18 protein-coding genes and 1 tRNA gene are annotated in these 25,207 nt (G+C 69.4%); 14 read left to right on the forward strand and 5 right to left on the reverse strand.

Annotated features, from left to right (window positions below; all coding sequences use genetic code 11):
* Positions 1–11 precede the first annotated feature (11 nt).
* The 9 genes from leuD (at position 12) to BMX29_RS00125 (ending at position 9,862) form a co-directional block, all read left to right on the forward strand.
* Positions 12–617: a 3-isopropylmalate dehydratase small subunit gene (leuD, locus tag BMX29_RS00085; protein WP_043844769.1), complete on the forward strand. Its 606-nt coding sequence runs from the start codon at positions 12–14 to the stop codon at positions 615–617.
* A 292-nt stretch (positions 618–909) separates the two neighbouring features.
* The gene (locus BMX29_RS00090; RefSeq protein ID WP_092809416.1) at positions 910–1,743 is read left to right on the forward strand and encodes a hypothetical protein; all 834 of its coding nucleotides are present in this window, start codon (positions 910–912) and stop codon (positions 1,741–1,743) included.
* Positions 1,744–1,748: 5 nt separating this feature from the next.
* Positions 1,749–2,723, forward strand: a complete 975-nt coding sequence (locus BMX29_RS00095; RefSeq protein ID WP_175471090.1) for an endonuclease/exonuclease/phosphatase family protein — start codon at positions 1,749–1,751, stop codon at positions 2,721–2,723.
* A gap of 191 nt (positions 2,724–2,914) precedes the next feature.
* Positions 2,915–4,018, forward strand: coding sequence for a 3-isopropylmalate dehydrogenase (gene leuB / locus BMX29_RS00100; RefSeq protein ID WP_092809418.1), 1,104 nt, complete (start codon positions 2,915–2,917; stop codon positions 4,016–4,018).
* 339 nt (positions 4,019–4,357) lie between these two features.
* The gene (locus BMX29_RS00105; RefSeq protein ID WP_092809420.1) at positions 4,358–5,350 is read left to right on the forward strand and encodes a DMT family transporter; all 993 of its coding nucleotides are present in this window, start codon (positions 4,358–4,360) and stop codon (positions 5,348–5,350) included.
* A 20-nt stretch (positions 5,351–5,370) separates the two neighbouring features.
* A tRNA-Pro gene (locus tag BMX29_RS00110) sits at positions 5,371–5,447 on the forward strand.
* Positions 5,448–5,584: 137 nt separating this feature from the next.
* Entirely contained in the window at positions 5,585–6,613 is a 1,029-nt protein-coding gene (locus BMX29_RS00115; protein WP_092809422.1) for a family 8 glycosyl hydrolase, read from the forward strand.
* A 98-nt stretch (positions 6,614–6,711) separates the two neighbouring features.
* On the forward strand, positions 6,712–7,884 hold the full coding sequence (locus BMX29_RS00120) for an HlyD family secretion protein (protein ID WP_092809424.1): 1,173 nt from the start codon (positions 6,712–6,714) through the stop codon (positions 7,882–7,884).
* 1 nt (position 7,885) lies between these two features.
* A complete protein-coding gene (locus tag BMX29_RS00125; RefSeq protein ID WP_092809426.1) occupies positions 7,886–9,862 on the forward strand; it encodes a glycosyltransferase in 1,977 nt (658 codons plus the stop codon).
* Positions 9,863–10,111: 249 nt separating this feature from the next.
* Here the strand turns inward: BMX29_RS00125 and BMX29_RS00130 are convergent, their stop codons facing one another.
* The 3 genes from BMX29_RS00130 to acuI form a co-directional block, all read right to left on the reverse strand.
* Positions 10,112–11,251, reverse strand: a complete 1,140-nt coding sequence (locus BMX29_RS00130) for a cache domain-containing protein (protein WP_092809428.1) — start codon at positions 11,249–11,251, stop codon at positions 10,112–10,114.
* A complete protein-coding gene (locus BMX29_RS00135) occupies positions 11,251–11,847 on the reverse strand; it encodes a hypothetical protein (RefSeq protein ID WP_092809430.1) in 597 nt (198 codons plus the stop codon). Before BMX29_RS00135 ends, BMX29_RS00130 begins: the two co-directional genes overlap by 1 nt.
* A 219-nt stretch (positions 11,848–12,066) precedes the next feature.
* Positions 12,067–13,053, reverse strand: a complete 987-nt coding sequence (gene acuI, locus BMX29_RS00140; RefSeq protein WP_092809432.1) for an acrylyl-CoA reductase (NADPH) — start codon at positions 13,051–13,053, stop codon at positions 12,067–12,069.
* 216 nt (positions 13,054–13,269) lie between these two features.
* Here acuI and BMX29_RS19830 point away from each other — a divergent pair, with 216 nt between their 5' ends.
* The gene (locus BMX29_RS19830) at positions 13,270–14,316 is read left to right on the forward strand and encodes a homocysteine S-methyltransferase family protein (RefSeq protein ID WP_043844779.1); all 1,047 of its coding nucleotides are present in this window, start codon (positions 13,270–13,272) and stop codon (positions 14,314–14,316) included.
* Complete coding sequence (gene metH / locus BMX29_RS00145) at positions 14,313–16,973, forward strand: methionine synthase (RefSeq protein WP_175471092.1); 2,661 nt, start codon at positions 14,313–14,315, stop codon at positions 16,971–16,973. The genes BMX29_RS19830 and metH overlap by 4 nt, the downstream gene beginning before the upstream one ends.
* A gap of 48 nt (positions 16,974–17,021) precedes the next feature.
* On the opposite strand, the gene BMX29_RS00150 is transcribed toward metH, so the two are convergent.
* A complete protein-coding gene (locus BMX29_RS00150) occupies positions 17,022–18,401 on the reverse strand; it encodes an FAD-binding oxidoreductase (protein WP_092809434.1) in 1,380 nt (459 codons plus the stop codon).
* 154 nt (positions 18,402–18,555) lie between these two features.
* Here BMX29_RS00150 and BMX29_RS00155 point away from each other — a divergent pair, with 154 nt between their 5' ends.
* Entirely contained in the window at positions 18,556–21,582 is a 3,027-nt protein-coding gene (locus BMX29_RS00155) for a type I secretion protein (RefSeq protein ID WP_092809436.1), read from the forward strand.
* A gap of 4 nt (positions 21,583–21,586) precedes the next feature.
* Here BMX29_RS00155 and epsE read toward each other — a convergent pair whose 3' ends face one another.
* Complete coding sequence (gene epsE, locus BMX29_RS00160; protein ID WP_092809438.1) at positions 21,587–22,804, reverse strand: exopolysaccharide biosynthesis GT4 family glycosyltransferase EpsE; 1,218 nt, start codon at positions 22,802–22,804, stop codon at positions 21,587–21,589.
* 132 nt (positions 22,805–22,936) lie between these two features.
* Between epsE and BMX29_RS00165 the strand changes: the two genes are divergently transcribed.
* Together BMX29_RS00165 and BMX29_RS00170 are read left to right on the forward strand one after the other, a co-directional pair.
* Entirely contained in the window at positions 22,937–23,809 is an 873-nt protein-coding gene (locus BMX29_RS00165) for a glycosyltransferase family 2 protein (RefSeq protein ID WP_280513606.1), read from the forward strand.
* Positions 23,809–25,161 carry an oligosaccharide flippase family protein gene (locus tag BMX29_RS00170; protein WP_244889125.1) on the forward strand — a complete coding sequence of 451 codons (1,353 nt, stop codon included), beginning with the start codon at positions 23,809–23,811 and terminating at the stop codon, positions 25,159–25,161. Before BMX29_RS00165 ends, BMX29_RS00170 begins: the two co-directional genes overlap by 1 nt.
* The last annotated feature ends 46 nt before the right edge of the window (positions 25,162–25,207 follow it).

Raw genomic sequence — 25,207 nt, forward strand, 5'->3', positions numbered from 1 at the left:
AGGCCCTGCACATGGACAAGTTCGACCACCTCACCGGCATCGCCGCGCCGCTGCCCATCGTCAATGTCGACACCGACATGATCATCCCCAAGCAGTTCCTGAAGACGATCAAGCGCACGGGACTGGGCGTGAACCTCTTCGACGAGATGCGCTATGACGACAACGGCAACGAGGTCCCCGACTTCGTGCTGAACCAGCCGCAGTACCGCGAGGCCGAGATCCTGGTCGCCGGGGACAACTTCGGCTGCGGCTCGTCGCGCGAGCATGCGCCGTGGGCGATCAAGGATTTCGGGATCCGCTGCGTCATCGCGCCCAGCTTCGCCGACATCTTCTTCAACAACTGCTTCAAGAACGGCATCCTGCCGATCGCCCTGCCGCAGGCGCAGGTCGATCTGCTGATGAAGGACGCCGAGAAGGGTCAGAACGCCCGGATGACCGTCGATCTCGAGGCGCAGACGATCACCACCTCGGACGGCGAGGTCATCGACTTCGACGTCGACCCCTTCCGCAAGCACTGCCTGCTGAACGGTCTCGACGACATCGCGCTGACGCTCGAGAAGGCCTCGGCCATCGACACGTTCGAGCAGCAGGCCGCGCAGTCCCGCCCCTGGGTCTGAGCCGCCGCGCGACACCATGAGGCCGGGCGACACATCCGCCCGGCCGAATGTCCCCTGAAAGTTGATTTTTTCGCGTTTCTCGCCACTTATAGGCGCGAAACATGATGCATTACAGCACCATACCCGGCCCCTCCGCCTCATTTCCGCCATTGTCCGGCGGCCGCGGACTTGTGACCGCGGCATCCCCGCGGCAGCATTCTGGCAACAATGAGGCAGGCCGCCCGAACGGGCGGAAATTGGCCGGCGCGCAGGGAAAAAAGAATCACCCCGCCCGGCTCGAGAGGGTAGAGCAGTGATCCACCGGCTGGCCGGAGCGGCGATCCGTGCTGTCATCGTGGCGTTCATCGTCGCGGCCCCGGCGCTCGCGCTGCCGGGTGTCGGCGCCGAGGTCGCCCAGATGATCGCGCTCATCGGTCTCGTGGCCGCGATCCTGACCTTCGTCGAGTATGTCTCGGTCTTCCCGAGCCTGATCGAGTTCCGCGCCGCGCCGCCGTTGAACCGGATGCGGGCGGGGCTCTTGGCGATGCTTCTGCTGATGTCGGCGCTGGTGGTGCGGGACGCACTTTTGCCGTCGCTGCCGACCGGCGCGGCAAGCGGAGTGGCGACGGCCATCGGGCGACTCGTGGACTTCCCGTTCTCGCCGGTGCGGCTCGCGGTTCTGGTACTGCCCGAGGGCGCCCCGCGCGAGGTCGTGATCCTGGTGCGGGCCGTGGCGGGCGCGGCCTATGTCATCGCCATGGGCGGCGTTCTGGTCTTCGCCGTCTACGTGCGTCTGCTGGGCTGGCCGATCCGGCGGCAGGCGTTCAACGTCTGGACCAACCTGCCGATGTTCGACCCCACGACCGGGGGCGACGTGCTCTACCGGCTGAAGCGGGACGCGCATTTTAACCTCGCCTTAGGATTCCTGCTGCCATTCCTTCTTCCGGCGGCGGCCAAGTCGGCCGCGGCATTCGGGATCGCGCTGCCCTACGGGGCACCGCTTGCCTTGGTGTGGACGGTGTCGATATGGGCCTTTCTGCCGGCCAGCTTGATGATGCGGGGGATCGCGCTTCTGCGCGTGGCCGACCTGATCGAGGAAAAGCGCCGCCGCGCCTACGCGCAGTCCGAGCATTTGTCGCCGGCCTGATCCTGGTGGCGGCCTGGGCCGCTGCGGCGCGGGCCGATGAAATCCTGCGGGTCGCCACCTGGCATGCCGACCTGTCGCGCGACGGTCCCGGACTGCTGCTGCAGGACCTGCTTGCCGATGACGACCCGGCGCTCGCGGCGATCGTCGGGGCGCTGGCGCGGGTGCGGCCCGATGCCGTGCTTCTGACCGACATCGACTACGACCGGGGCGGTGCCGCGCTGGACGCGCTTGCAAAGCGTATGCGCACGGCCGGTCTGGACTATTCCCACCATTTCCAGGTCCGGCCCAACACCGGGCGGGATACCGGCGCGGACGTGAACAGGGACGGACGTCTGGGCACCGCGCGTGACGCGCAAGGCTGGGGACGCTTCGCGGGCGAGGGCGGGCTCGCCCTGCTGTCGCGCTGGCCGGTCGCGGCGGACGCGGCGGTCGATGTCTCGGACATGCTCTGGCGCGACCTGCCGGACACGCTCATCGCCGCGAATGATCCGGCCCACGACGTGCAGCGTCTGTCGACCTCGGCGCATTGGGCCGTTCCCGTCGAGATGCGGGGCCGGCGCGTGACCCTGATGGCGTTTCACGCCACGCCTCCGGTCTTCGACGGCCCGGAGGACCGCAACGGCCGTCGCAACGCGGACGAAATCCGGCTGTGGCAGGCTTGGCTGGACGGTGCGCTGGGCCAGCCCTCTCCTGCTCTGCCGTTCGTCCTTATGGGCAACGCGAACCTCGATCCTCTCCGCGGCGAGGGACGGCGGGCGGCGATCCGCGATCTGCTGGCCGATCCGCGGCTCGTCGATCCCCTGCCGGGGCGGGCCACGGTGGACTGGTCCCGCCTCGACCTGGGCGACATGCGGGTGAGCTACGTCCTGCCCTCGGCGGACCTGACCGTCCGCGACGCCGGGGTGGTGGAGGTCCCCGAGGCCGGGGAGCACCGGCTGGTCTGGGTCGACGTGGCCCTGTCGGAGGAGCCGGAAGGGTGATCGGGCGCGCGCACTTGTGGCGCTCCAGGGAAATCCGGGCGGTCGAGGTGCTTGCCGAAGCGCGCGAATACCCGAAATGCCCCGGTCGGTCCCGGCAAACCCGTTCTCCGGCGGGGCTTTCTTGACGCGCCACCCCGCTTCGCCTACCGCCGGGTCACCAAGACCCGACGCAACAGGAGGCTCGTCGACCCGTGTCCACCCCCTCGCTTCTCATCCTGCCCGGAGACGGCATCGGCCCCGAAGTCATGGCGGAGGTGCGCCGGATCATCGACTGGTACGGCACCAAGCGCGACCTGTCCTTCGACGTGTCCGAGGACCTCGTCGGCGGCGCCGCCTATGACGTGCACGGCGCACCGCTGAGCGACGATACCATGGCCAAGGCGCAGGACGTCGATGCCGTGCTGCTCGGTGCCGTGGGCGGTCCGAAATACGACAGCCTCGACTTCTCGGTGAAGCCCGAGCGCGGCCTGCTGCGCCTGCGCAAGGAGATGGACCTCTTCGCCAACCTGCGGCCCGCGCAGTGCTTCGACGCCCTGGCGGACTTCTCGTCGCTCAAGACCGAGGTGGTGTCGGGCCTCGACATCATGATCGTGCGCGAATTGACATCGGGCGTCTATTTCGGCGAGCCCCGCGGCATCTTCGAGGAAGGCAACGAGCGGGTCGGCATCAACACCCAGCGCTACACCGAGAGCGAGATCGAGCGCGTCGCCCGCAATGCCTTCGAACTGGCGATGAAGCGCGACCGCAAGCTGTGCTCGATGGAAAAGGCCAACGTCATGGAATCGGGCGTGCTCTGGCGCGAGGTAGTGACCCGCGTGGGCGCGGACTATCCCGAGGTCGAGCTGAGCCATATGTACGCCGATGCCGGTGCCATGCAGCTGACCCGCTGGCCCAAGCAGTTCGACGTGATCGTGACCGACAACCTGTTCGGCGACATGCTGTCCGACCTCGCGGCGATGCTCACCGGCTCGCTCGGGATGCTGCCCTCGGCCAGCCTCGGCGCGCCGATGGCGAACGGTCGGCCCAAGGCGCTCTACGAGCCGGTGCACGGATCCGCGCCCGACATCGCCGGGCAGGGCAAGGCGAACCCGATCGCCTGTATTCTCAGCTTCGCGATGGCGCTGCGCTATTCGTTCGACCAGGGAGACGAGGCTGCGCGTCTAGAGGCGGCGGTCGAACGCGTGCTGGCCGCCGGTCACCGCACCGCCGATCTTCTGGGCGAGGAAGGCCGCACGCCGCTCTCGACCTCCGAAATGGGCGACGCGATCCTGGCCGAGCTCGACGCGAGCCTCTGATAGCCACCCCGCTCGGGCACCCCGGCAAGCGCCGGGGTGGCCCCGTTGACGTGATGCTCCCCGCGAGGACGCGGGCCGGGTGATCGCGTAGCCAGACGACGGGCGCGCGGTCCTCCCGGCGCACTTCCTACTGTGCAAGCCGAGACGCGCGCCCGGCTTGCCCCAATGGCCCCGCGGAGCGGTGGCGGCGCGGGCCGCGTGCGCAGGGTGTCGAATTGTGCGGCGGCCGGGCCGATTGCACAGACTTCGGGGCGCCTTGGGCACCCCACCGGCGGCGGATCGGGTTGCACCCCGACACGCCGCGCGTCTAGCTGGACGTGCATCACGCCGGAGACCCCGATGGCCCCCAACGCCAAGGCCGCGCTCATCGCGCTCGTGGGCTTTGCCGCCTTCGCGACCCACGACGTTCTGGTAAAGACGCTGGGCGCACAGTTTTCGTCCGTTCAAATCGTCTTCTTCAACGTCCTGTTCGCTTTCCCGCTGGTGACGCTCACGCTGATCCGCGACCCAGCGGCAGGGACCCTGCGGCCGGCGCATCCGTGGTGGGTCGCGTTGCGGACCGGGGCGGCGGTCATCACGGCGCTCTGCGCGTTCTACGCGTTCTCGACGATCCAGCTGGCGCAGGTTTACGCGATCCTCTTCGCCTCGCCGCTGCTGATCACCTTGCTCGCGATCCCGATCTTGGGCGAGCCGGTGCGCCTGCGCCGCTGGGCGGCCGTGATCGTGGGCCTGACCGGGGTGATGATCGTGCTTCAGCCGGGCTCGACCACCTTGACGCTGGGACATGGCGCGGCGCTGATTGCCGCGATCGGCAGCGCCTTCGCGTCGGTGATCTCGCGCCGGATCGGCCGGGACGAGCGGAGCGTGGTGCTGGTGCTTTACCCGATGTTGGCGAACTTCGCGATCATGGGGGCGCTGCTGCCGCAGGTGCACGTGGCGATGCCGCTCGAGTCGCTGGCGCTCAATGCGCTTCTGTCGGCGCTGGGCTTCGCCGGGGCGATGCTGATGGTGCTGGCCTACAAGACCGGCGAGGCGGTCGTCGTCGCGCCCATGCAGTATTCGCAGATCCTGTGGGCCACGGTCTTCGGCGCGCTGTTCTTCGACGAGTTTCCCGACACTCCGACGCTGGTGGGCGCGGGCATCGTGATCGCCTCGGGGCTCTACATCGTGCTGCGCGAAAGCGGGTCGACAGCGTCGCGCCTGCGGCCGGTGCTGCGCTCGCGGACGCGGGTTTTCACCGGGACGCTCCCGCGCCTGTCGCCACCCGACAAGGGCCCGCGATTTCACCGCAGAAGAGAGGCCGGGGACCCCTTGTCAAAGCCGCACGGCTAGTCTATCCGACGCGCCACGGTCGGAGTGTAGCTCAGCCTGGTAGAGCACTGTCTTCGGGAGGCAGGGGTCGTAGGTTCGAATCCTGCCACTCCGACCAATTTCTCCCCTATACCCACGAATTCGCCGCAACGCGCTTGCGCGTGGCGCTCCGCGTTTCGTGTGCTCCTTGCATTGGACAGCGGCCCGCACACGTGGTCTGGTCCGGGCCGGACGCGGCACGGGGAGAGGTCGGATTTGCACAGGCGAACGGTTCTCGGGGCGCTCGGCGCCGCGGTTCTGGGCATGACGGCGCGCGCCTCGGACGACGATGCGCTGACGGCGGCGTGGCGCGGCTGGACCGCGCGGTTCCTGCAACCCGACGGCCGCGTGGTGGACCCCGAGCAGGCCGGGATCAGCCATTCCGAGGGGCAGGGCTATGCCCTTCTGCTGGCGCAGGCGGTCGGCGACCGCGATGCGTTCGAGCGGATCGAGGCCTGGACCCGCGCGCATCTGCTGATCCGCGACGATGCGCTGATGGCGTGGCGCTGGACCCCGGGCGGGGGCGTTGTGGGCGAGGACTGGCACAATGCCACCGACGGAGACCTCTTCCGGGCCTGGGCGCTGGTGCGGGCCGCGCGGAATTCCGGCTGGCCGGTGGCCGAGGGCACCATCGAGGCGATCGCCGCGGATCTGTCGGGCAGCTGCCTGTGGCCCGATCCGCGGGCGGAGACCGAGCTTCTGTTGCGCCCCTCGGCCGAGTCCCTGGCCAGCGACGACCGGGTGCTGCTGAACCCGTCCTACATCATGCCGCGCGCCCTGCGCGAGATCGGGGCGGCCACCGGCGACACGCGGCTGGTTCGCGCGGCCGATCACGGCGAAACCTGCCTGTCCGAGCTTGCCCGCGAAGGTTTGCTGCCCGACTGGATCGACGTGACCGCGACGGGCTACGCGCCGCCCACCGGGCACGACCTGCGATCGGCCTACGACGCGCTGCGGATCCCGCTTTACCTTGCATGGTCGGACCGGGCCGAGCACCCCGCCGTGCGCCTGGCCGCCGAGATTCTGCCCTCCGGGGACGAGGTGGCCGTGGCGCGCACCGGCGCCGGGATCGTGACGGCCCGGAGCGATCTTCCGGGCTATCGCGCGCTGGCGCGGCTGGCCTCCTGCGCGCCGGTCGATCCGCCGGAGCCCGCATCCCTTGCCGGACCTTACTATCCCGCTGTTCTGCATATGCTTGTGGCGTTGGCAGCACGCGAAGGCGCGCCGTGTGCCGGGTCAAAATGACGCCGCGGTTTTTTTGTTAAAGAATCGTTAAAGCGGGCACAGCTTTTGCGTCCGCATACGTGCATGAAGCACGCAACTATAGAGAGGGGCAGAAAACCATGCGCATCGCTCGACTTCTCATCGGCGTCATCGTCATCCTCGTCGCCGGCTGGATCATTGTCGGCGAACAGATGTCGGGCGCCAGCGCCAACGCCGTGGTTAACGCTCGGATCAGCACGGTGCGCGCGGATGTCGCCGGCCGTCTCAGTCTTCCGGACCGCGCGCTCGGGTCGCTGGTGACAGAGGGCGAGGCGGTGGCCTCGGTCTCCGACCCGCTGGCGGACGGAGTGCGGCTGGACGACCTGCGGATGGAGCGCGCCTTCGCGGAGGCCGAGATCCAGAGCGCCGCGTCCCTCATCGAGGAGACCAAGGCGATCCGCGAGACGCTGATGGAGCGCACCGAGATCTACCGCGAGGAGCGGATGGCCGATCTGCGCACCCGGCTCGACCACGCCCGCACCCGGCTGGAGATGCTGGAGCAGGGCGGCGCCCCCGACGAGGCCGGGCAGGAGCTGGCAGACGGGTTCGACACCCAGTCCGCCCGCGTGCCGTTCGAGCCGCTGCGCACCGACCTCGCGCTCGACCATGCGCGGGAGCGGGTGGAGTTGCTGGAGATCGCCGTGCGCGCCGCCGAGCAGAACGTTTTTCTCGGGGATGGCTACAACGATTCGCCGAATGCCGAGCAGCGTGCAGAGGAATTGCGTAGCGTGCTTGCCGGATACGAGGCCGATCACGCCCGGGCCGAGGCGCGGCTCGCCGCGGTGGAGCAGCGACTTCAGCGCGAGCAGGTGCGCGTGACGCGTTTCGGCGGGGGCGACCTGTCTTCGCCGGTGAACGGCCGCTACTGGGAGGTGCTGCAGGCCGACGGCGTGACTGTCCAGCGCGGCGACCCGATCCTGCGGCTGGTGGATTGCGATTCGACCTTCGTGACGCTGTCGGTGACCGAGCGGGTCTACAACACGCTGCGGATCGGCCAGCCGGCGCGGTTCCGGATGCAGGGCGACGGCCGGGTCTTCGAGGCCACGGTGGCCCGTCTTGCCGGCAGCGGCGCCGAGACGATCTATCGCAACATCGCGGTGGCGCCTTCGCAGCGGCATCTCGAGCGCTACGACGTGGCGATCCTCGTGCCGGGGCTCAACGACGACGCCGAGCTGGGCTGTGCGGTGGGCCGCACCGGCCGCGCCTTCTTCGACGGCCGCCCGCTCGACGGGCTGCGCGGACTGCTGAACTGAGATGTTCTTCTACCCGCACGTCGGAGAACTGGGATCGGCCTACCTGCAGGTGATGCTGGTGGCCGGTATCGGCCTGATCCTGCCGTTCGTGGTGGATCGCGACCGCCCCTCGCATCGGATCGTGCTCTACGCGATCACCATCATTCTCGCGTTGCGCTACGCGTTCTGGCGCGCGACCGAAACACTCGCGCCGGTGGGTCTGACGGTGGATTTCGTAGCGAGCAGCACGCTCTTCGCGCTTGAGATGCTCGCGCTCGCGGGCTCTCTCAGCGCGTGTGTCCTGATGATGCGCCGCGTTGAGCGCAGCGGCGAGGCCGACGCCCACGCAGGGTGGTGGGGCGCGCACGAACCGCGGGTCGCCATCCTGATCGCCACCTACAATGAGGACATGGAGGTACTGCAGCGCACGATCGTCGGCGCCCGGTCGCTGCGGCACGTCAACAAGGAGGTACTGGTCCTCGACGACGGGCGACGCGACTGGCTGCGTGACTACTGCGCGTCACAGGGCGTGCGCTACATGCGGCGGCCCGACAACAAGGGCTCGAAGGCCGGAAACATCAACCACGCGCTCGAACGGCTGGGCGAAGACCCGGAGGTGCCCGAGTTTATCGCCGTGCTGGACGCTGACTTCGTGCCGCACCGGGGCTTCATTTCGCGGTCGCTTGCGCTGTTCCACGACCCCACGGTGGGCGTGGTGCAGACGCCGCAGCACTTTTTCAACGCCGATCCGCTGCAGAACAATCTCGGACTGACGGCGTCCTATCCCGACGAGCAGCGCTTCTTCTTCGATCACATGCAAGCCTCCCGCGATGCCTGGGGCATCGCGATCTGCTGCGGCACGTCATCCGTCGCCCGCTACTCGGCGCTGTTGGAGATCGGCGGCATGCCCACCGAGAGCGTGACCGAGGACTTCCTGTTATCGTTGACCATGCAGTCGCACGGCTACCGGACGGCCTATCTCAACGAGGCGCTGACCGAGGGCCTCGCTCCCGAGGGTCTCAAGGAATACGTCACCCAGCGCGCGCGCTGGTGTCTCGGGCTCATGCAGATCGCGCGGTCGTCGATGGGGCCGTTCCAACGCAATGGTCTGCGTCTGCGTGACCGATGGAGCGTCATCGACTCGGTCTTCTACTGGTTGCCGAGCTTCATTTTCCGGATCGCGGTCGTCGTGTTCCCGCTGCTCTACTGGTACTTCAACGTGATCGTGGTGGATGCGCCTCTCAACGAAGTGCTGATCTACTTCGCGACGTATTATCTGTGGGCTCAGATCGTCATGAACCTCATGGCGCCGCTGATGATCCTGCCGATCCTGCACGACGTCAGCCAGCTCATCGGGGCGATCCCGATCAGCCGTGCGGCTATCGTGGGTCTGCTGAAGCCGAAGGGGCACCCGTTCTCGGTGACCGCCAAGGGCGGCGACCGGTCGCGGATCGTGGTGCAGTGGCGGATGATGGCGCCCTTCGCGATCCTGCTCGCGCTGACGCTGGGGGGGCTGTGCCTGGGGATCGTTTCGGACCGTTTCGCCTACAACGACGCAGGCGACGGCAAGTGGGTGGTGCTGTTCTGGACGCTCTACAACGCCGTGGTTCTGGCCGTGACGGTGATCGCCTGCGTGGAGCTGCCGCGCCGGGAACGTCACATCGCCGACGCCCCCGAGCGGGCGCTGTTCGAATCCGAGGACGGCGCGCACGAGGTGTGGCTGACATCGTTGACCGCCGACACCGCGCGCGTGCGCGGACGTCGCTATCCGCCGACCACGCGCGGCGTGCTCGAGATCGCCGAGGTCGGAGCCGTCGAGAGCTACGTGATCTCCGAGACGCGCGACGGCGCGCGCGTGCAACTGCTGCCGAACGAAGCTCAACGCGAGGCGCTGTTCGTGAAGTTCTACGCCGAGGGTGCGGAGCCGGGTGTGGCCAACGTACGGCTTTCCGCAATGATGTCGGACCTCGCGCGGCGGCTGTCCTTCAGCAGCCGCTAGGGCGGCGGCTGGCGTTCTGGCGGTCGCGGTGGTCGTCGGGGCGCGACGGATCTGGCGATCGCCGTTCGAAACGGGCGTTGTGCTTGCTTGGCGAGCGTCTGATCTGGCACCCCGCCGACCGGGTTCGGGCGGGGAACGTCCCTTGGGGTAAGGCGTGGCGTCAGCCGGCCCGCCCGTGTCGATCCTCTCGAAGCCTTCCGAAACGAGGTCGTGACGGACCGCCGGTCGAACGGCGGCCCGCCCCCCGGGTCAGGTCCGCCGGTCGCGCACCCGACGGTCTTGCAGACGTGCCAGAGCGCCGGAGATGCGCGCCGCCTCACGCGTGCCGCCGTATTCCGGCGGATAGACCGTTTCGCCGTCGGCGATACGCTCGGACAGGTCACCGAGCGCGCCGATGGGCCGGACGAACACCAGGGTGAAGATCGCGGTGAAGATGGCCACGATGGCCGCAAGGCCCAGTCCCGCGATGAGAATGGTGCCTCGCAGGTCCGACAGGCCCGAGCGGAACGAGTCCGCCGGCAGTCGCCCGACCATCCGCCAGCCAAAGCTTGGCAGATCGCCGTAGCCCACGCCGTTTACCAGCGACGAGAAGTAATCCTGACCGTCGGGCCAGGTCTCGCGGCCGGCGGTCACCGCGCCCGAGCGGGCCGTTCTCAGGATCTCCAACTCCTCGGGGGAAGGGCGGCCGCCGTCCGAGGCGACGATGACCTCGCCGTTGGGATTGATGAGGTAGACATCGAGGTCGAGCGTGCGCGCGGTATCGGCCAGCGCCCGCTCGGCCCAACCGAAATCGATGTGCATTCCGACGACCCCGATCACGTCGCCGTCCTCGTTCCTGACGGGGCGGGCGAGGTCCAGAAGACGCAGCGGGCCATCTGCGCTGCGTCCGGGCATGCGCCGTGCGAGCAGCAGTGCCTCGTGCACGTCGCCCGCGAAGCCGCCCCGCAGGCCGTTGCGGAACCACGGGCGCTCGGCCACGCTCTCGCCTTCGAGCGTTCGGTCGGATGCGGCGATCACGGTGCCCTCGGTGTCGGCAAAGCCCACCCAGGACAGCCGGCGCCCGTCGCCCTGGAGCCCGTCCAGAAGGCCGCGCATGGCTTCGTCGGACATGGCCGGGATGTCCTCGGCGACCTGTTCGAGGTCCAGCCAGTCGGAATGCAGCAGGCGCGCGTAGGTCTCGGCCGCGGCTTCGGAGCGCAGCCGGACCGCGCTGTCGAGGGCCGAATCGAGGACACGGTCGGACCGCGTGACGAACAGCAGTAGAACCCCGGCCAGCACGGCAATCGCCGTCACGAGGACGAAGCCGTAGGTCGCGCCTGCCAGCGACAGGCGGGGCAGGACCGAGCGGGGATCGGCGCGGCGGCGGTCTTTGGCGGGCGTCTCTGTCATCAGAACGTATTGATCGAGAGGCCGACGAACGCTTCCTCGGCGATGAAGCGCCAGCCGGCGCGCAGGCTCACGTCGCCGTCCCCGACGCGTTTGTTCACGGCGAAGGTTGCCTCGTCGTAGGTGTCGCTGCCGCCCCGCGACAACTCGGCCGAAACGCCGCTGTTGCCAAAGCTTGTCTGCACCAGAGCGAACCACGAGTTGTCGATCGTGCCCGCCTCGCCCAGCAGGTAGACGGCGCCGAACGACGTGGGGGTGTAGCGGTCGAGGATGATCTTGCCGCCCCCCCGGAGCCCCTCGTACCCGTCATCGTCGTCGCGGGTCACGGCCAGCGCGGGGCCGAGCTTGAGCGTCGCGATGTCGCCCAGCGGGAAGGCGTAGGTCAGGCTGGCCCCGGCTTGCGAACCGCCGTCGTAGTCGTTGAAGCTCAGGCCGTAGTTCAGACGCCCGCGCGCGACGGTGCCCACGGCGTCGGCCGCGGTGGGCGACAGGTCGACTTGCAGGAAGCTGCCGTCGGCATGGGCGGGGGCGGCGGACAGCGTGGCGGCGAGGGCGAGGATTCCAGCGCCGAAGGCGAAGGGGCGGGCCGTGCGGATCATGGAGGGACGGGTCCTTATTCGGTCGAACTCGTTGTGCCGCGATCATGCCCGAGCGCCGCACGGAACCCAATCGGTCGCGCGCGATACACACGAAAAGGTGCATGATCGAGACTCTTTAGCAACTAGGCGCCGACTGTGTCGGCACCGTGGTTCTCGCATGGAAATGCTGCCGCGCGCCTGCCCGGATCCGGGGCTGAGCGAGCCTCCGCCGGTCCCGGCTTACGGGGCGACGGGCACCACGATCCGGCCGCGTACTTCGCCGTCGAGGAAGCGCGGCGCGGTCTCGATCACCTGCGACAGCGGCAGTTCCACCGACAGGGCGTCGAGCTTGGCGAGATCGAGGTCCGTGCCGAGGCGGGTCCACGCCTCGATCCGCTCGGGCTTGGGGACCATGACGCTGTCCACGCCGGCCAGCGTGACGCCGCGGAGGATGAACGGCGCGACCGAGGTTGGCAGATCCATGCCCGCGGCAAGACCGCAGGCCGCGACGGTGCCGCGATAGCGCACCTGCGACAGAAGGTTGGCGAGCACCGTGCTGCCGGCGACGTCGATTCCCGCCGCCCAGCGTTCCTTGGCCAGCGGGCGGACCTTGCCGGTGAACTCGTCGCGGCTCACGATTTCCGATGCGCCGAGGCCCTTGAGGTAGTCGGTCTCGGATTCGCGGCCGGTGATCGCGGCGACCTCGTAGCCCAGCCCGGACAGGATCGCGGTGGCGACGCTGCCGACGCCGCCCGCCGCGCCGGTGACCGCCACCGGTCCCGCGTCGGGGGTGACGCCGTGGCGTTCGAGCGCCATGACGCAGAGCATCGCGGTATAGCCGGCGGTGCCGATTGCCATCGCCTGGTTCATGCCGATGCCGTCGGGCAGGGGGATCAGCCAGTCGCCCTTGACGCGCGCCTCGCCGGCAAGTCCGCCCCAATGCGTCTCGCCCACGCCCCAGCCGTTCAGGACCACGCGGTCGCCCTCGGAAAAGTCGGGGTGGCTGCTTTCGATTACGGTGCCGGCGAAGTCGATGCCGGGCACCATGGGAAACTTGCGGACGACGGGCCCGCGGCCGGTGATCGCCAGGGCGTCCTTGTAGTTCAGCGTGCTGTAGGCGACCGCAACGCGGACGTCGCCTTCGGGCAGGGCGTCGGGTTCGAGCTGCGTCAGCGACACGGTCTGGTCGCCGTCCTCGGGCTTCTCGATCAGAATGGCGTCGAACATGGATCCTCCGCGGTGTGCTGTATCGCGGCCTCCCCGGCGCCGCTCCGTTCAGGCGAAAGCGTAGAGCAACACGGGCGCGACACAAGCGCGGCAGTCGCAGCCGGCGTCATCATGTTCATGCAGCCTTTTCACGTGGGAGGCGCCGAGCCCCCCGTGCGCCCGGACGCGGGGATCTGTATAAACCCCCGGAACGACAGCCTACCGGAGTGCCCGCACATGGCCGACAGACCCGACATCGCCGACGCCGCCGCGCAGCGCATCCTCGTCCTCGACGGCGCGATGGGCACCATGATCCAGGCCGAGAAGCCCGACGAGGCGACCTATCGCGGCACCCGCTTCGCCGATCACGGCAGCGACGTCGCTGGCAACAACGAGCTTCTGAGCCTGACGCAGCCGGACATGATCCGCGCCATCCACGCGGAATTCCTGGAGGCCAACGCGGACATCCTCTGCACCAACACCTTCGGCGCGAACGCGGTGAGCCAAGCCGATTACGGCATGGCGGACCTCGCCTACGAGATGAACGTCGAGAGCGTTCGCCTGGCGCGCGAGGCCGGCGACGCGGTGGACCGCCCGGTCTGGGTCGCGGGCGGCATCGGGCCGACCAACCAGACCGCCTCGATCAGCCCGGACGTCAACGACCCGGGCTTCCGCGGGATCACCTTCGACCAGCTGGCCGAAGCCTATGGCGAGGCCGCACGCGGCCTGATCGACGGCGGCGCGGACCTGCTGCTGGTGGAGACGATCTTCGACACGCTGAACGCCAAGGCCGCGATCTACGCCATCGAGGCGCTGCGCGACGAGGGGGTGGCGGTGCCGCCGGTGATGATCTCGGGCACGATCACCGACCGCTCGGGCCGCACGCTGACCGGCCAGACGCCCGAGGCGTTCTGGACCTCGGTCGCCCATGCGCGGCCCTTCTCGGTGGGTCTCAACTGCGCGTTGGGCGCGGCCGAGATGCGCGCCCACGTCCGAACGCTGGCCGGCGTCGCGGACACGCGTATCAGCGCCTACCCGAACGCGGGCCTGCCCAACGAGATGGGCGGCTACGACGAGACGCCCGAGGAAACCGCCGCGCACCTTGCCGAGTGGGCCGACAGCGGACTGGTGAACATCGTGGGCGGGTGCTGCGGCACCACGCCCGACCACATCGCGGCCATTGCCCGCGCGGTCGCGGGCAAGGCCCCGCGCAAGATCCCCGCCAAGGTGCGCAAGATGCGCCTGTCGGGCCTCGAAATGTTCGAAGCAGGGAGCGCCGCATGACCTCCGTCGCCAACTTCATCAACATCGGCGAGCGGACGAACGTCACCGGCTCCGCCAGGTTCAAGAAGCTCATCATGGAGGGCGACTACGCCGCCGCCCTCGATGTCGCGCGCAGCCAGGTCGAGAACGGCGCGCAGATCATCGACGTGAACATGGACGAGGGTCTGCTCGACGCGGTCGAGGCGATGACCCGGTTCCTGAACCTGATCGCGTCCGAGCCCGACATCAGCCGGGTGCCGGTGATGATCGACAGCTCCAAGTTCGAAGTGATCGAGGCCGGCCTGAAATGCGTGCAGGGCCGCTGCGTGGTGAACTCTATCTCGCTCAAGGAAGGCGAGGAAGAGTTCCTGCGGCAAGCGCGCATCATCCGTCGCTACGGCGCGGCGGTGGTGGTCATGGCCTTCGACGAGAACGGTCAGGCCGAGACCGCCGAGCACAAGCACGCGATCTCGCGCCGGTCCTACGACCTCTTGGTGGACAAGGCCGGGTTCGACCCGTGGGACATCATCTTCGATCCCAACATCTTCGCCGTGGCGACGGGGATCGAGGAGCACAACGACTACGCCAACGCCTTCTTCGACGCGATCAAGCTCATCAAGGCCGACATGCCGGACGTCCACGTCTCGGGCGGTCTGTCGAACGTGTCGTTCTCGTTCCGGGGCAACAACCCGGTGCGCGAGGCGATGCATTCGTGCTTCCTTTACCACGCGATCCCGCTGGGCATGGACATGGCCATCGTCAACGCGGGTCAGATCACCGTCTACGACGACATTCCCGACGAGCTGCGCGAGCGGGTCGAGGACGTGCTGCTGAACCGCCGCGACGACGCGACCGAGCGCCTGCTGGAGATCGCGGACAAGTACCGCGGCTCGGGCGAGGCGGCCAAGAAGGAAGACCCCAAGTGGCGCGAGCAGGCGGTCGAGAAGCGGCTCGAGCACGCGCTCGTCCACGGAATCACCGATTACGTTGTCGAGGACACCGAAGAGTGCCGCCAGCGCGCGGAGAAGCCGCTCGACGTGATCGAGGGGCCGCTGATGGACGGGATGAACGTCGTCGGTGACCTCTTCGGCGAGGGCAAGATGTTCCTGCCGCAGGTGGTGAAGTCGGCCCGCGTGATGAAGGCCGCCGTGGCCCACCTTCTGCCCTACATGGAGGAGGAAAAGCGCCTCTCGGGCGACACCACGGCCAAGGGCAAGGTGCTGATGGCCACGGTAAAGGGCGACGTGCACGACATCGGCAAGAACATCGTCGGCGTGGTCCTGCAGTGCAACAATTACGACGTGGTGGACCTTGGCGTCATGGTCCCGACCGAGGATATCCTCGCCAAGGCGCGCGAGGAGAAGGCGGACATCATCGGACTTTCGGGTCTCATCACCCCGTCGCTCGACCGCATGGTCGAGGTCGCCTCGGAGATGAAGCGCGAGGGCTTCGATCTGCCGCTGATGATCGGCGGCGCGACCACGTCCAAGAAGCACACCGCCATCAAGGTGGCGCCGGAATACGACCACGGCGTCATCCACGTGGACGACGCTTCGAAGGCGGTGGGCGTGGTCTCGCGGCTTCTGTCCAAGACGAACCGCGCGCCGTTCCTCGCCGAGGTTGAGGCCGACCAGGAGACGCTGAGGAGCGGAGCCGCCGGCGCGGCCGACCGCGTGAAGACGCCGCTGGCCGAGGCCCGGGCGAACCGGTTCGACGGCGGTTGGGACGACTACGTGCCGCCGGCGCCGCAGGTGCCGGGGCTCTCGCCCATCGCCGACATGGACGCCGCCGCGCTGGCGCCTTTCATCGACTGGACGCCGTTCTTCAACACCTGGGAGATGCGGGGCGTCTACCCGGCGATCCTGAACGACCCGACCAAGGGGCCGCACGCCCGTGAGTTGTTCGAGAACGCGCAGCGGATGCTCGACCGGATCATCGCGCAGAACTGGTTCGAGCCGCGCGGCGTGGTGGGGCTCTGGCCCGCGAACTCGGAGGGCGACGATATCGTGGTCTGGGAGGACGAGAACCGGACGACCGTGCGGGCGCGGATGCCGCAACTGCGGCAGCAGGGGCAGAAGTCGAAGGGCAAGCCGTCCATGTGCCTCGCCGACTTCGTCGCGCCGAAGGGCACGCCGGACTGGGTCGGCGGCTTCGCGGTGACGTCCGGGCCGCAGGTCCACGACCTCTCGGACGCCTACAAGGCCAAGGGCGAGGACTACGATTCGATCATGGTGCAGGCGCTGGGCGACCGGCTGGCCGAGGCCTTTGCCGAGGCGCTGCACGCCCGCGTGCGCAAGTCGCTCTGGGCCTATGCACCGGACGAGGCGCTGGATAACGAGGCGCTGATCCGCGAGAAGTATCGCGGCATCCGCCCCGCGCCGGGCTATCCCGCGAATCCCGACCACACCGAGAAGCGCACGCTGTTCGACCTGCTCGACGCGCCGACCCACACCGGGCTGCGCCTGACCGAAAGCTGCGCCATGTGGCCGGCGGCCGCGGTGTCCGGGCTCTACTTCGCGCATCCCGACTCGGCCTATTTCGGGATCGGGCGGATCGGCCCGGACCAGGTCGCCGACTACGCGCAGCGCAAGGGCATGGAGATCGCCGAGGTCGAGCGCTGGCTGGCGCCGAACCTGGGCTACACGCCCGATCGCGGCGCGGCGACGCGCACCGCCTGAGGCCGGGCGGGTGCCGGGGCTGCTGGTCCCCGGCACCCGCCGTCCGCATCAGTTCCCGGGCACGATCTTTCCGGGGTTGAGGATGCCGTGCGGGTCGAGCGCCCGCTTGATCGAGCCCATCACCGCCCAGGCGGGGCCGTGCTCTTCCTCCATGTACTTCATCTTGCCGCTGCCGACGCCGTGCTCGCCGGTGACGGTGCCGCCATGTTCCAGCGCCAGGTGGTTCACGGCATGGGCCAGTCCTTGCGCGCGCCGGAGTTCGTCGGGGGCCTCCGGGTCGATCAGGATCGACAGGTGGAAATTGCCGTCGCCCACGTGCCCCACCAGAGGCGCGATCAGTCCGGCGTCTTCGATGGCGGTCTTGGAGGCCGCGATGCAGTCGGCCAGCGCCGAGATCGGGACGCAGACATCCGTGACCATCGCAGCCGTGCCGGGCCGCAGCGCCTTGCAGGCATAGTAGGCGTTGTGCCGGGCCTGCCACAGCCGGTTGCGGTCCTCGGTGTTGGTGGCCCAGGCGAAGTCGCCGGCGCCGAACTCCTCGGCAATCTCGCGGAAGGCGGCGACCTGTTCCTCGACGCCGGTTTCAGTGCCGTGGAATTCCAGGAAGAGGTGCGGCACCTCCGGAAAGCTCATGTCGGGGTTGGCCAGCGTCATGCCCTGCATCATCACCTCGTCGAGAAGCTCGATCCGCGCCATGGGCAGGCCGGACTGGATGGCGAGGATGACCGTGTCCACCGCCGCAGCGACGGTGGGGAACGTCGCCGTGGCCGCGGAGATGCGCTCGGGCACACCGTGCAGGCGAACCGTCAGCTTGGTGATGATGCCGAGCGTGCCCTCGGAGCCCACGAAAAGCCGCGTCAGGTCGTAGCCGGCCGACGATTTCTTGGCGCGCGTGCCGGTCTCGATCACCGTGCCGTCGGCCAGCACCACCTCGAGCGCGAGCACCGTCTCGCGCATGGTGCCGTAGCGGACCGCGTTGGTCCCGGAGGCCCGCGTCGCGGCCATGCCGCCCAGCGTCGCGTCGGCGCCCGGATCGACGGTGAACATCAGGCCCGAGGCGCGCAGTTCGTCGTTGAGCTGCGAGCGGGTCACGCCGGGCTGGACCACGGCGTCGAGATCGGCGTCGTGGATCTCAAGCACCTTGTTCATCCGGCTGGTGTCGATGCTGATGCCGCCGCGCACCGGGATCACGTGGCCTTCGAGAGAGGTGCCGATGCCGAAGGGAATGACCGGGCAGCCGTCGGCGGCGCAGATCGCCACGATGCGCGACACCTCCTCGGTGCTTTCGGGAAAGGCCACGGCGTCGGGCAGGGCGGTGGGCGTCCACGCCTCGTCGCGCCCGTGCATCTCGCGCACCGACGATCCGGTGGAAAGCCTGTCGCCCAGAAGCTCGGTCAGGCGTTCGATGGTGCCGCTGCGGTCGGTCATGGCGTGTCTCCTTGAGGCTCGCGCCCGGCATAGCACCGGCTATCCTCGCGCGACAGCGGCGGGTCGCGCGCCCGTGACCACCTCGGGAAAGCGTTTGAACGGGGCGGGGGGCCGCCTATTCTGCGACCGACCGTTCCAGCAAAGCCGAGGGGCCATGCGCGCCGTCCTGATCCCGTTTCTCTGCCTTCTTGCCCTGCCCGTCGCGGTCGCCGCCGACGCCCCGCGCGCGCTTTACGTCTGGGGCAACAGCCTCGTGGACTATCCCGACGTCGACCGCGCCAGCGTGCCCTACTGGCTGGGACGTATGACCGAGGCCGAGGGCCGCGCGCTGTCGATCGACGGGCAGTGGGGCTTCCTGCGCGAGTTTCCCGACATGGAAGTTGCGGCCGAGTGGCAGGTCGAGGGCGTCGCGCGGCTGGGGTCCGGGGACCTGTCCGACTACGACGCGGCGATCCTCGCGCCGACGAACTTCATCCAGTACCAGCCGCCCGGCGCCGACTACCACGAGGGCGACGAAAGCCCTCTCGACGTGACGCTGGCGCAGGTCGACCGCCACCCGGAGGATCAGCCGGTTCTGATCTACGAGGGCTGGGCCGATATGGGCGACTACGGCTTTCCGCCCGACCGCCGTGCCGAGCGGAGGTACCACGCGGCAAACCGGGGCGACTATCACGACTGGCACGTGGATTACCTGGCCGAGCTGCGCGCGGCCCGGCCGGACCGGACGTTCGGGCTGATCCCGGTGGCGCCGGTCCTGTCGGAGCTTCTGACCGGCCCCTTGCAGGGGCTGGAGCCCGAGTTGTTCTACGTCGACGATGCCCCGCACGGCACCGAGGACACCTACGCGCTGGCGGCGCTGGTGGTCCATGCCTCGCTTTTTGGCGAGGTGCCCGGAGCTTTCGCTCCGCCCGCCACGCTGGCCGACGAGGTGCGCGCCGCGTGGCCGCAGATCCTCCGGGCGGTGGAGGACGGCGTTGCGCGGCTGGCGGACGTGGAGGTTGCCGACTGGGCGGACAGGTCTGAGACCCGCGCCGAGAGTGACGAAGCCCCGGAGGACGAGGCCCGGCGCGCGGCCGAGGATGCCCGATCCGGTGCCGCCGAACCGCCGGGGACCGAGGACGCTGCCGCCGGCGAAGATCCTGACGAGGAAGGCGAACATGTCGCCGCCGCCCTGGCGCGCATCGCCCCCGAGGGCGACCCGCTGCCGCCCCGCTCCGACGTGACCCTGCCGCCCGCCGGGGCCGAACCGGACGGGGCACCGGCGCTGGCCGTCGGGCTGAACGGCATCTCCGACTGGTCGACGCAGCACCCGTTCATTGACCTGATGAAGACCTCGCGCCCCTGGATCGGACACCTGCCCGACCAGTGGGGCGGGGTGTCCACCGAGGAGCTGCGCGTAGGCGGACACCTGGACGCGCAGGGCTGGCCGGTCCGCATCCCCGAGGGCGTGGCGCGTCTCGAGACCTTCATCCTGACCGATCAGCCCGAGGCGGCCGAGCATCTGCGCGGGGCCTACCTGCTGACCTACGACGGCACCGGCACGCTCGAGGTCGGGGGGCGCGCCCGGCGCGTGTGGTATCTGCCGAACGAGGTCACCTTTCACTACGCCCCGGGCGACGGGCCGGTGGGCATCGCCATCACCGAGACCGATCCCGACGACCCGATCCGCAACATACAGGTGGTCCGCCGCGACTACATGCGGCTGCACGAGGTCGGCGCGCTGTTCAACCCGCTCTGGCTGGACCGGATCGAGGATGCCCGCGCGGTGCGGTTCATGGACTGGATGATGACCAACGGCTCCACCGCCGAGACGTGGGACGACCGCCCGCGCATGGACGACGCGACTTGGGCCGAGTGGGGCGTTCCCGTCGAGGCGATGGTGCGACTGGCCAACCGGATCGGCGCGGACCCGTGGTTCACCATGCCCCACCGGGCCGATGACGGATACGTCCGCGCCTTCGCCGAGGCGGTGCGCGACGGGCTGGATCCGGACCTGCGCGCCTACGTGGAATACTCCAACGAGGTCTGGAACTTCACCTTCCCGCAAGCTCGTTGGGCGGCCGAACGCGCACGCGAGAAGTGGGGCGAGAGCGACACCGGCTGGATGCAGTATTACGGCCTGCGCGCCGCGCAGGTCATGGACCTCTGGTCGGAGGTCTTCGGCGACGCGGCCGGAGATCGGCTGGTGCGCGTGGCGTCCACACAGACCGGCTGGCCGGGGCTGGAGGAAAACGTGCTGACCGCGCCGCTGGCCTTTCTCGAACTCGGCCGCCCGCCGTCCGAAAGCTTCGACGCCTACGCCGTGACCGGCTATTTCGGCTACGAGGCGGGAGAGCCGGAGGCGGCGGACGTGATCTCGGGCTGGCTCGACCGGGCCGAGGCCGACGCGCGCGCCGAGGGAGAGGCCGGGGGGCTAAGCCGCGTGGCGCTGCGCGAATACGTCGACGGCGCCCGGTTCGAGCCCGCCTTCGGCGCCATGGCCCGCGCGATCCGCGAGGGCTCGCTGGCCACGCTGACCAAAGAGCTTTTCCCCTACCACGCGCGCGTGGCCGAGGCCGCGGGCCTCGACCTCATCATGTACGAGGGCGGCACCCACGCCGCGGCGCAGGGCGAGTTCGTCGGCGACGCGCGCTACACCGACTTCCTCGCCGCGTTCAGCTATTCGCCGGAAATGGCCGCGCTCTACCAGGAGGCGCTGGACGGCTGGCTCGCGGCGGGAGGACGGTTGTTCAACGCCTTCGTGGACGTGGCGCCGCCATCGAAATGGGGATCCTGGGGGGCATTGCGGCATCTCGACGACGCCAATCCCCGCTGGGACGTGCTGATGGCGCACAATGCCTCGGCCCCGGTGGACTGGCAGCCGCGGGCAGCCGACGCCTTCGACGGCGGGATGCTGCGCGCGGCGGGCGAGGGCGGCGAAACGCTGACCGGGCGCGCCGGCCCCGACATCCTGCTGGGCGGTCCCGGCGACGACGTGCTGCGCGGGGGCGGCGGCGACGACCGCCTGCATGGCGGGCTCGGCCGCGATCGCGCGGTGCTGCCGGGCGCGCGCCCCGATTGGCGCTTCGACGAGGACGGCCCGCGGCTGGTGGCGACACGGGGGGACGAGACCGTGGTCCTGTTCGCGGTGGAAGAGATGGTCTTTGCCGACGCGCCGGACGACGTGATCCCGACGAACTGAGGCCCTAGCGGCGCGCCGCCACCGCACGCTCGATCTCGGCTGACAGCGCCTCGGCGCCCATGCGCGAGTCGAAGTGCGCCTCGACATGGGCGCGGCCTGCCCGGCTCAGTTCGCGGGCATAGTCGGGGTCGGTGGCGAAGTCGCGGATCGCGCGCGCCAGGACGCCGGGGTTCTGCGGCAGCACGAGGATGCCGGTGCGCCCGTCGCGGATCAGTTCGCGCACGCCGCCCGAATCGGTGCCGAAGACGGGCACGCCGCAGGCCATCGCCTCCATGTAGGCCACGCCCAGCGGCTCGTGCCAGCTGGCCAGCACGAAGGCGTCGGCGCACAAAAGCTTGTCGCGCACCGCGTCCGCGTCGATCGCGCCGAGCAGTTTCACATGGTCGCGCAGGTGCAGCTGCTTGAGGTGCGCCTCCAGTTCGCGCCGGTAGCCGGTGCCGCCCTCGTCGTCCTCTCCGGCGATCTCGAGGCGGACGTCCACGCCCATGTCGAGCAGCTGACGCACCGCCGACATCAGGTCCTGATGTCCCTTCACCACGTTCAGCCGCCCGCAGGAAAACAGCCGCATGGGCCTTCCGTGGCTGACGGGCTCGTAGGGCGTCTCGCGGCGGAAGCGTTCGGTGTCGACGCCCATCGAGCGCACGATCACACGCTCGGGCAGCGCGTCGCCCAGGGTGGCTTCGGCCTCCTGACGCAGGGTCTCGGTGATGATCGTGGCGAAGTCCGCGCCGCTCCATTTGAAGTGCTGGCCGGGGCCGTAGTCCGACAGCGGCCCGTGCAGCGTCAGCGAATAGCCCGGTCCGTCCATGCGCGCGGCCAGCGCGGCGATCAGTGCGGCACGCCCACAGGAATGGACGTGGACGTGGTCGAGCCCCTCGGCGCGGGCGAGCCGGCGCAGGTGCCACGCCGCCGAAAGGGTCAGGAGCGCATCGCGCGAGAACCCGATGCCGCCGGACAGCATCCACATGTTCAGGCCGCGCGGCAGCAGTTCGGTCAAGGCGCGGGCGGCGGCGACCGGGTCCACCTGGCCGAGGTAGCGCGTCCGCGCGATGGCGTCGGCGGACCAGTCATGGGAGATCAGGCCGGCGGGGGGCTTGCGGGTGGAGAGCAGACGCACGTCATGCCCCAGCTTCTCCAGCGCCGCGATCTCGCGCCAGTAGAAGATGTGGGTCTGCCCCGGAAATTGGGGCACAAGATAACCGATCCGCGCGGGTCGGGTCACGTGAACCGCCTGTCTTTCACTTCGTCGTGGATGTGCAGCTTCCCCAGTGCCCGGAGCGTTGATGATTTTTCATGAATTGGCCACACTGCCCTGCGATCACGCCGGGGCCGGTGTGACCTAAAATCCGCAAGTGTGACGTTCTTGAACCACTCGACCGATCCGACGCCGCGGGAGCCGGCGCTGTCCGTGATCCTGCCCGCGTCGAACGAAGCCGGGCTGATCGGCATGTGCCTCGACGCCGTGGCCGCCTCGACCGAGGTGCCCGGCGGTGTGGAGGTCGTGGTGGTTGCCAATGGCTGCTCCGACGACACCGCCACGCGGGCGCGCGCCCATGCCCGTCGCTTCGCGGACCGTGGCTGGCGCCTCGAGGTGATCGAGCGGGACGAGGGCAACAAGACCGCGGCGCTGAACGCGGGCGACAGTGCGGCGCGGAGCGGGGCGCGGGCCTATCTCGACGCCGACGTCGTGGTGGCACCGACGCTTCTGGCCGAGACGGTGCAGGCGCTGACCTCCCCGGGCGCGCGGTTCGTGTCCGGGCGGCTGGTCTTCGCCACCCCCGCCAGCGGATGGAGCCGCGCCTACGCCCGGTTCTGGCGCCGCGTGCCTTTCATGGCCGAGGGCGTGCCGGGCTGCGGGTTCTTCGCGGTGAACGCGGACGGGCGGTCGCGCTGGGGCGCGTTCCCCGACATCGTGTCCGACGACACCTTCGCCCGCCTGCACTTCGCCCCTGACGAGCGCCGGGCCGTGGCCGCCCCCTACAGCTGGCCGGTGGTCGAGGGGCTGGCGGCGCTCGTCCGCGTCCGCCGACGGCAGGATCGCGGCGTGAAAGAGGTGCGGCGACGCTTCCCCGAGCTTGTCCGGAACGAGGACGCCCTACCGTTTCCGCCCGCCGCCAAGGCGCGCGCCGCGCTGGCCGACCCGGCGGGCTTCGCCGTCTACGCGGGCGTCGCGGCGGCGGTGCGCCTGACGCCGCGCACCGATGGCGGCTGGAGCCGCGGGCGGTGATCGCCGCGAGCCTCGTGAACCGGTTCCGCGGCGCCTCGCTGACCGCGCGGGCGCTGCGGTCGTCGATGCTGACCTCGGGCGGCTTCGCGACCACTCAGTTCCTGAGGCTCCTGTCGAACCTGATCCTGACGCGGCTCCTGTTTCCCGAAGCCTTCGGCCTGATGGCGCTGGTGTCGGTGTTCATGCAGGGGCTGGCGATGTTCTCGGACGTCGGCATCACGCCCGCGATCCTGCAATCGCGGCGGGGCGACGACCGCGACTTCCTGGACACCGCCTGGACAATCCAGGTGGGCCGGGGCCTGATCCTGTCCGCCGTCGCGGCGGCGCTGGCATGGCCCATGGCCTGGGCCTACGACGAGCCGATGCTGGCGCAGCTCCTGCCGGTGGCCGGGCTGACGCTGGCGATCGCTGGCTTCAACCCGACGCGGCTCGAGACCGCGGGGCGGCATCTGCTTCTGGGACGGGTCACGGCGATCGAGATCGTCACGCAGCTCGTTGGACTCGCCGTGGCGATCGGGCTGGCCTGGGCCACCGGATCGGTCTGGGCGCTGGTGGTCTCGGGGCTGGTGAGCCAGGCCGCGAACCTCGTTTTCCTCGACCGCTACCTGCCGGGCGAGCGCAACCGCTTCCGCTGGGAGGGTCCGGCCGCGCGGGAGTTGATCGGCTTCGGCAAGTGGATCTTCCTCTCCACGGTCTGCGGCTTCGTGTTCATGCAGGGCGACAAGATCATCATCGGCCGCTACCTGCCGCTCGACCGGTTCGGGGTCTACAATATCGGCTACTTCCTCGCCTCGGTGCCGATGATGCTGGGCCACGTGGTCATGCGGAAGGTGCTGATCCCGGTCTACCGCGAGGCGCCGCCCAGGCAGAGCCGGGCGAACTTCCTCAAGCTGCGGCGGATGCGGTTCCTGGTCACGGGCCTGCTGATGACGATGGCCGGGGCGGCGGGACTTCTTGGCGTCTGGGCGGTGGGGCTTCTCTACGACCCGCGCTACCAGGCGGCGGGGGCCGTGGTGGTCCTGCTGGCGGTGGCGCAAGTGCCGCAGATCGTCGGGCTGACCTACGACCAGGCGGCGCTGGCGGCAGGAGATTCGAGGCGGTTCTTCGTCCTCGCCGCGACCCGCGCCACGGTCATTGTCGCCGGCCTTCTGATCGGTCTGGAGCTGGCCGGTCTGCCGGGCGCGCTCTGGGGGCAGGTGGCCGCGCATCTTGCGACCTACCCGGCGGTGGCCTGGCTCGCCCGGCGCACCGGCGCGTGGGACCCGCTGCACGACGCGGCGGGATTCGCCCTTGGCGCGGCGGTCGCGGCGCTTGCGCTCTGGGTGAACGCGGGCGCGGTGGCGGGGCTGTGAGGGCGGCCCGGCACCGTTGCGTGAAACGGGACGATCCCGCCATCTT

The organism is Roseivivax marinus (genome assembly GCF_900109705.1).
Taxonomy (GTDB): domain Bacteria; phylum Pseudomonadota; class Alphaproteobacteria; order Rhodobacterales; family Rhodobacteraceae; genus Roseivivax; species Roseivivax marinus.

What these genes read in the sequence shown, in the direction of transcription:
- metH (WP_175471092.1), top strand. Translation starts at nt 14,313, where the DNA reads ATGACCTCCGTCGCCAACTTCATCAACATCGGCGAGCGGACGAACGTC.
- BMX29_RS00135 (WP_092809430.1), bottom strand. Translation starts at nt 11,847, where the DNA reads ATGATCCGCACGGCCCGCCCCTTCGCCTTCGGCGCTGGAATCCTCGCC.
- BMX29_RS19830 (WP_043844779.1), top strand. Translation starts at nt 13,270, where the DNA reads ATGGCCGACAGACCCGACATCGCCGACGCCGCCGCGCAGCGCATCCTC.
- BMX29_RS00155 (WP_092809436.1), top strand. Translation starts at nt 18,556, where the DNA reads ATGCGCGCCGTCCTGATCCCGTTTCTCTGCCTTCTTGCCCTGCCCGTC.
- BMX29_RS00130 (WP_092809428.1), bottom strand. Translation starts at nt 11,251, where the DNA reads ATGACAGAGACGCCCGCCAAAGACCGCCGCCGCGCCGATCCCCGCTCG.
- BMX29_RS00105 (WP_092809420.1), top strand. Translation starts at nt 4,358, where the DNA reads ATGGCCCCCAACGCCAAGGCCGCGCTCATCGCGCTCGTGGGCTTTGCC.
- acuI (WP_092809432.1), bottom strand. Translation starts at nt 13,053, where the DNA reads ATGTTCGACGCCATTCTGATCGAGAAGCCCGAGGACGGCGACCAGACC.
- BMX29_RS00125 (WP_092809426.1), top strand. Translation starts at nt 7,886, where the DNA reads ATGTTCTTCTACCCGCACGTCGGAGAACTGGGATCGGCCTACCTGCAG.
- leuD (WP_043844769.1), top strand. Translation starts at nt 12, where the DNA reads ATGGACAAGTTCGACCACCTCACCGGCATCGCCGCGCCGCTGCCCATC.
- BMX29_RS00150 (WP_092809434.1), bottom strand. Translation starts at nt 18,401, where the DNA reads ATGACCGACCGCAGCGGCACCATCGAACGCCTGACCGAGCTTCTGGGC.
- BMX29_RS00120 (WP_092809424.1), top strand. Translation starts at nt 6,712, where the DNA reads ATGCGCATCGCTCGACTTCTCATCGGCGTCATCGTCATCCTCGTCGCC.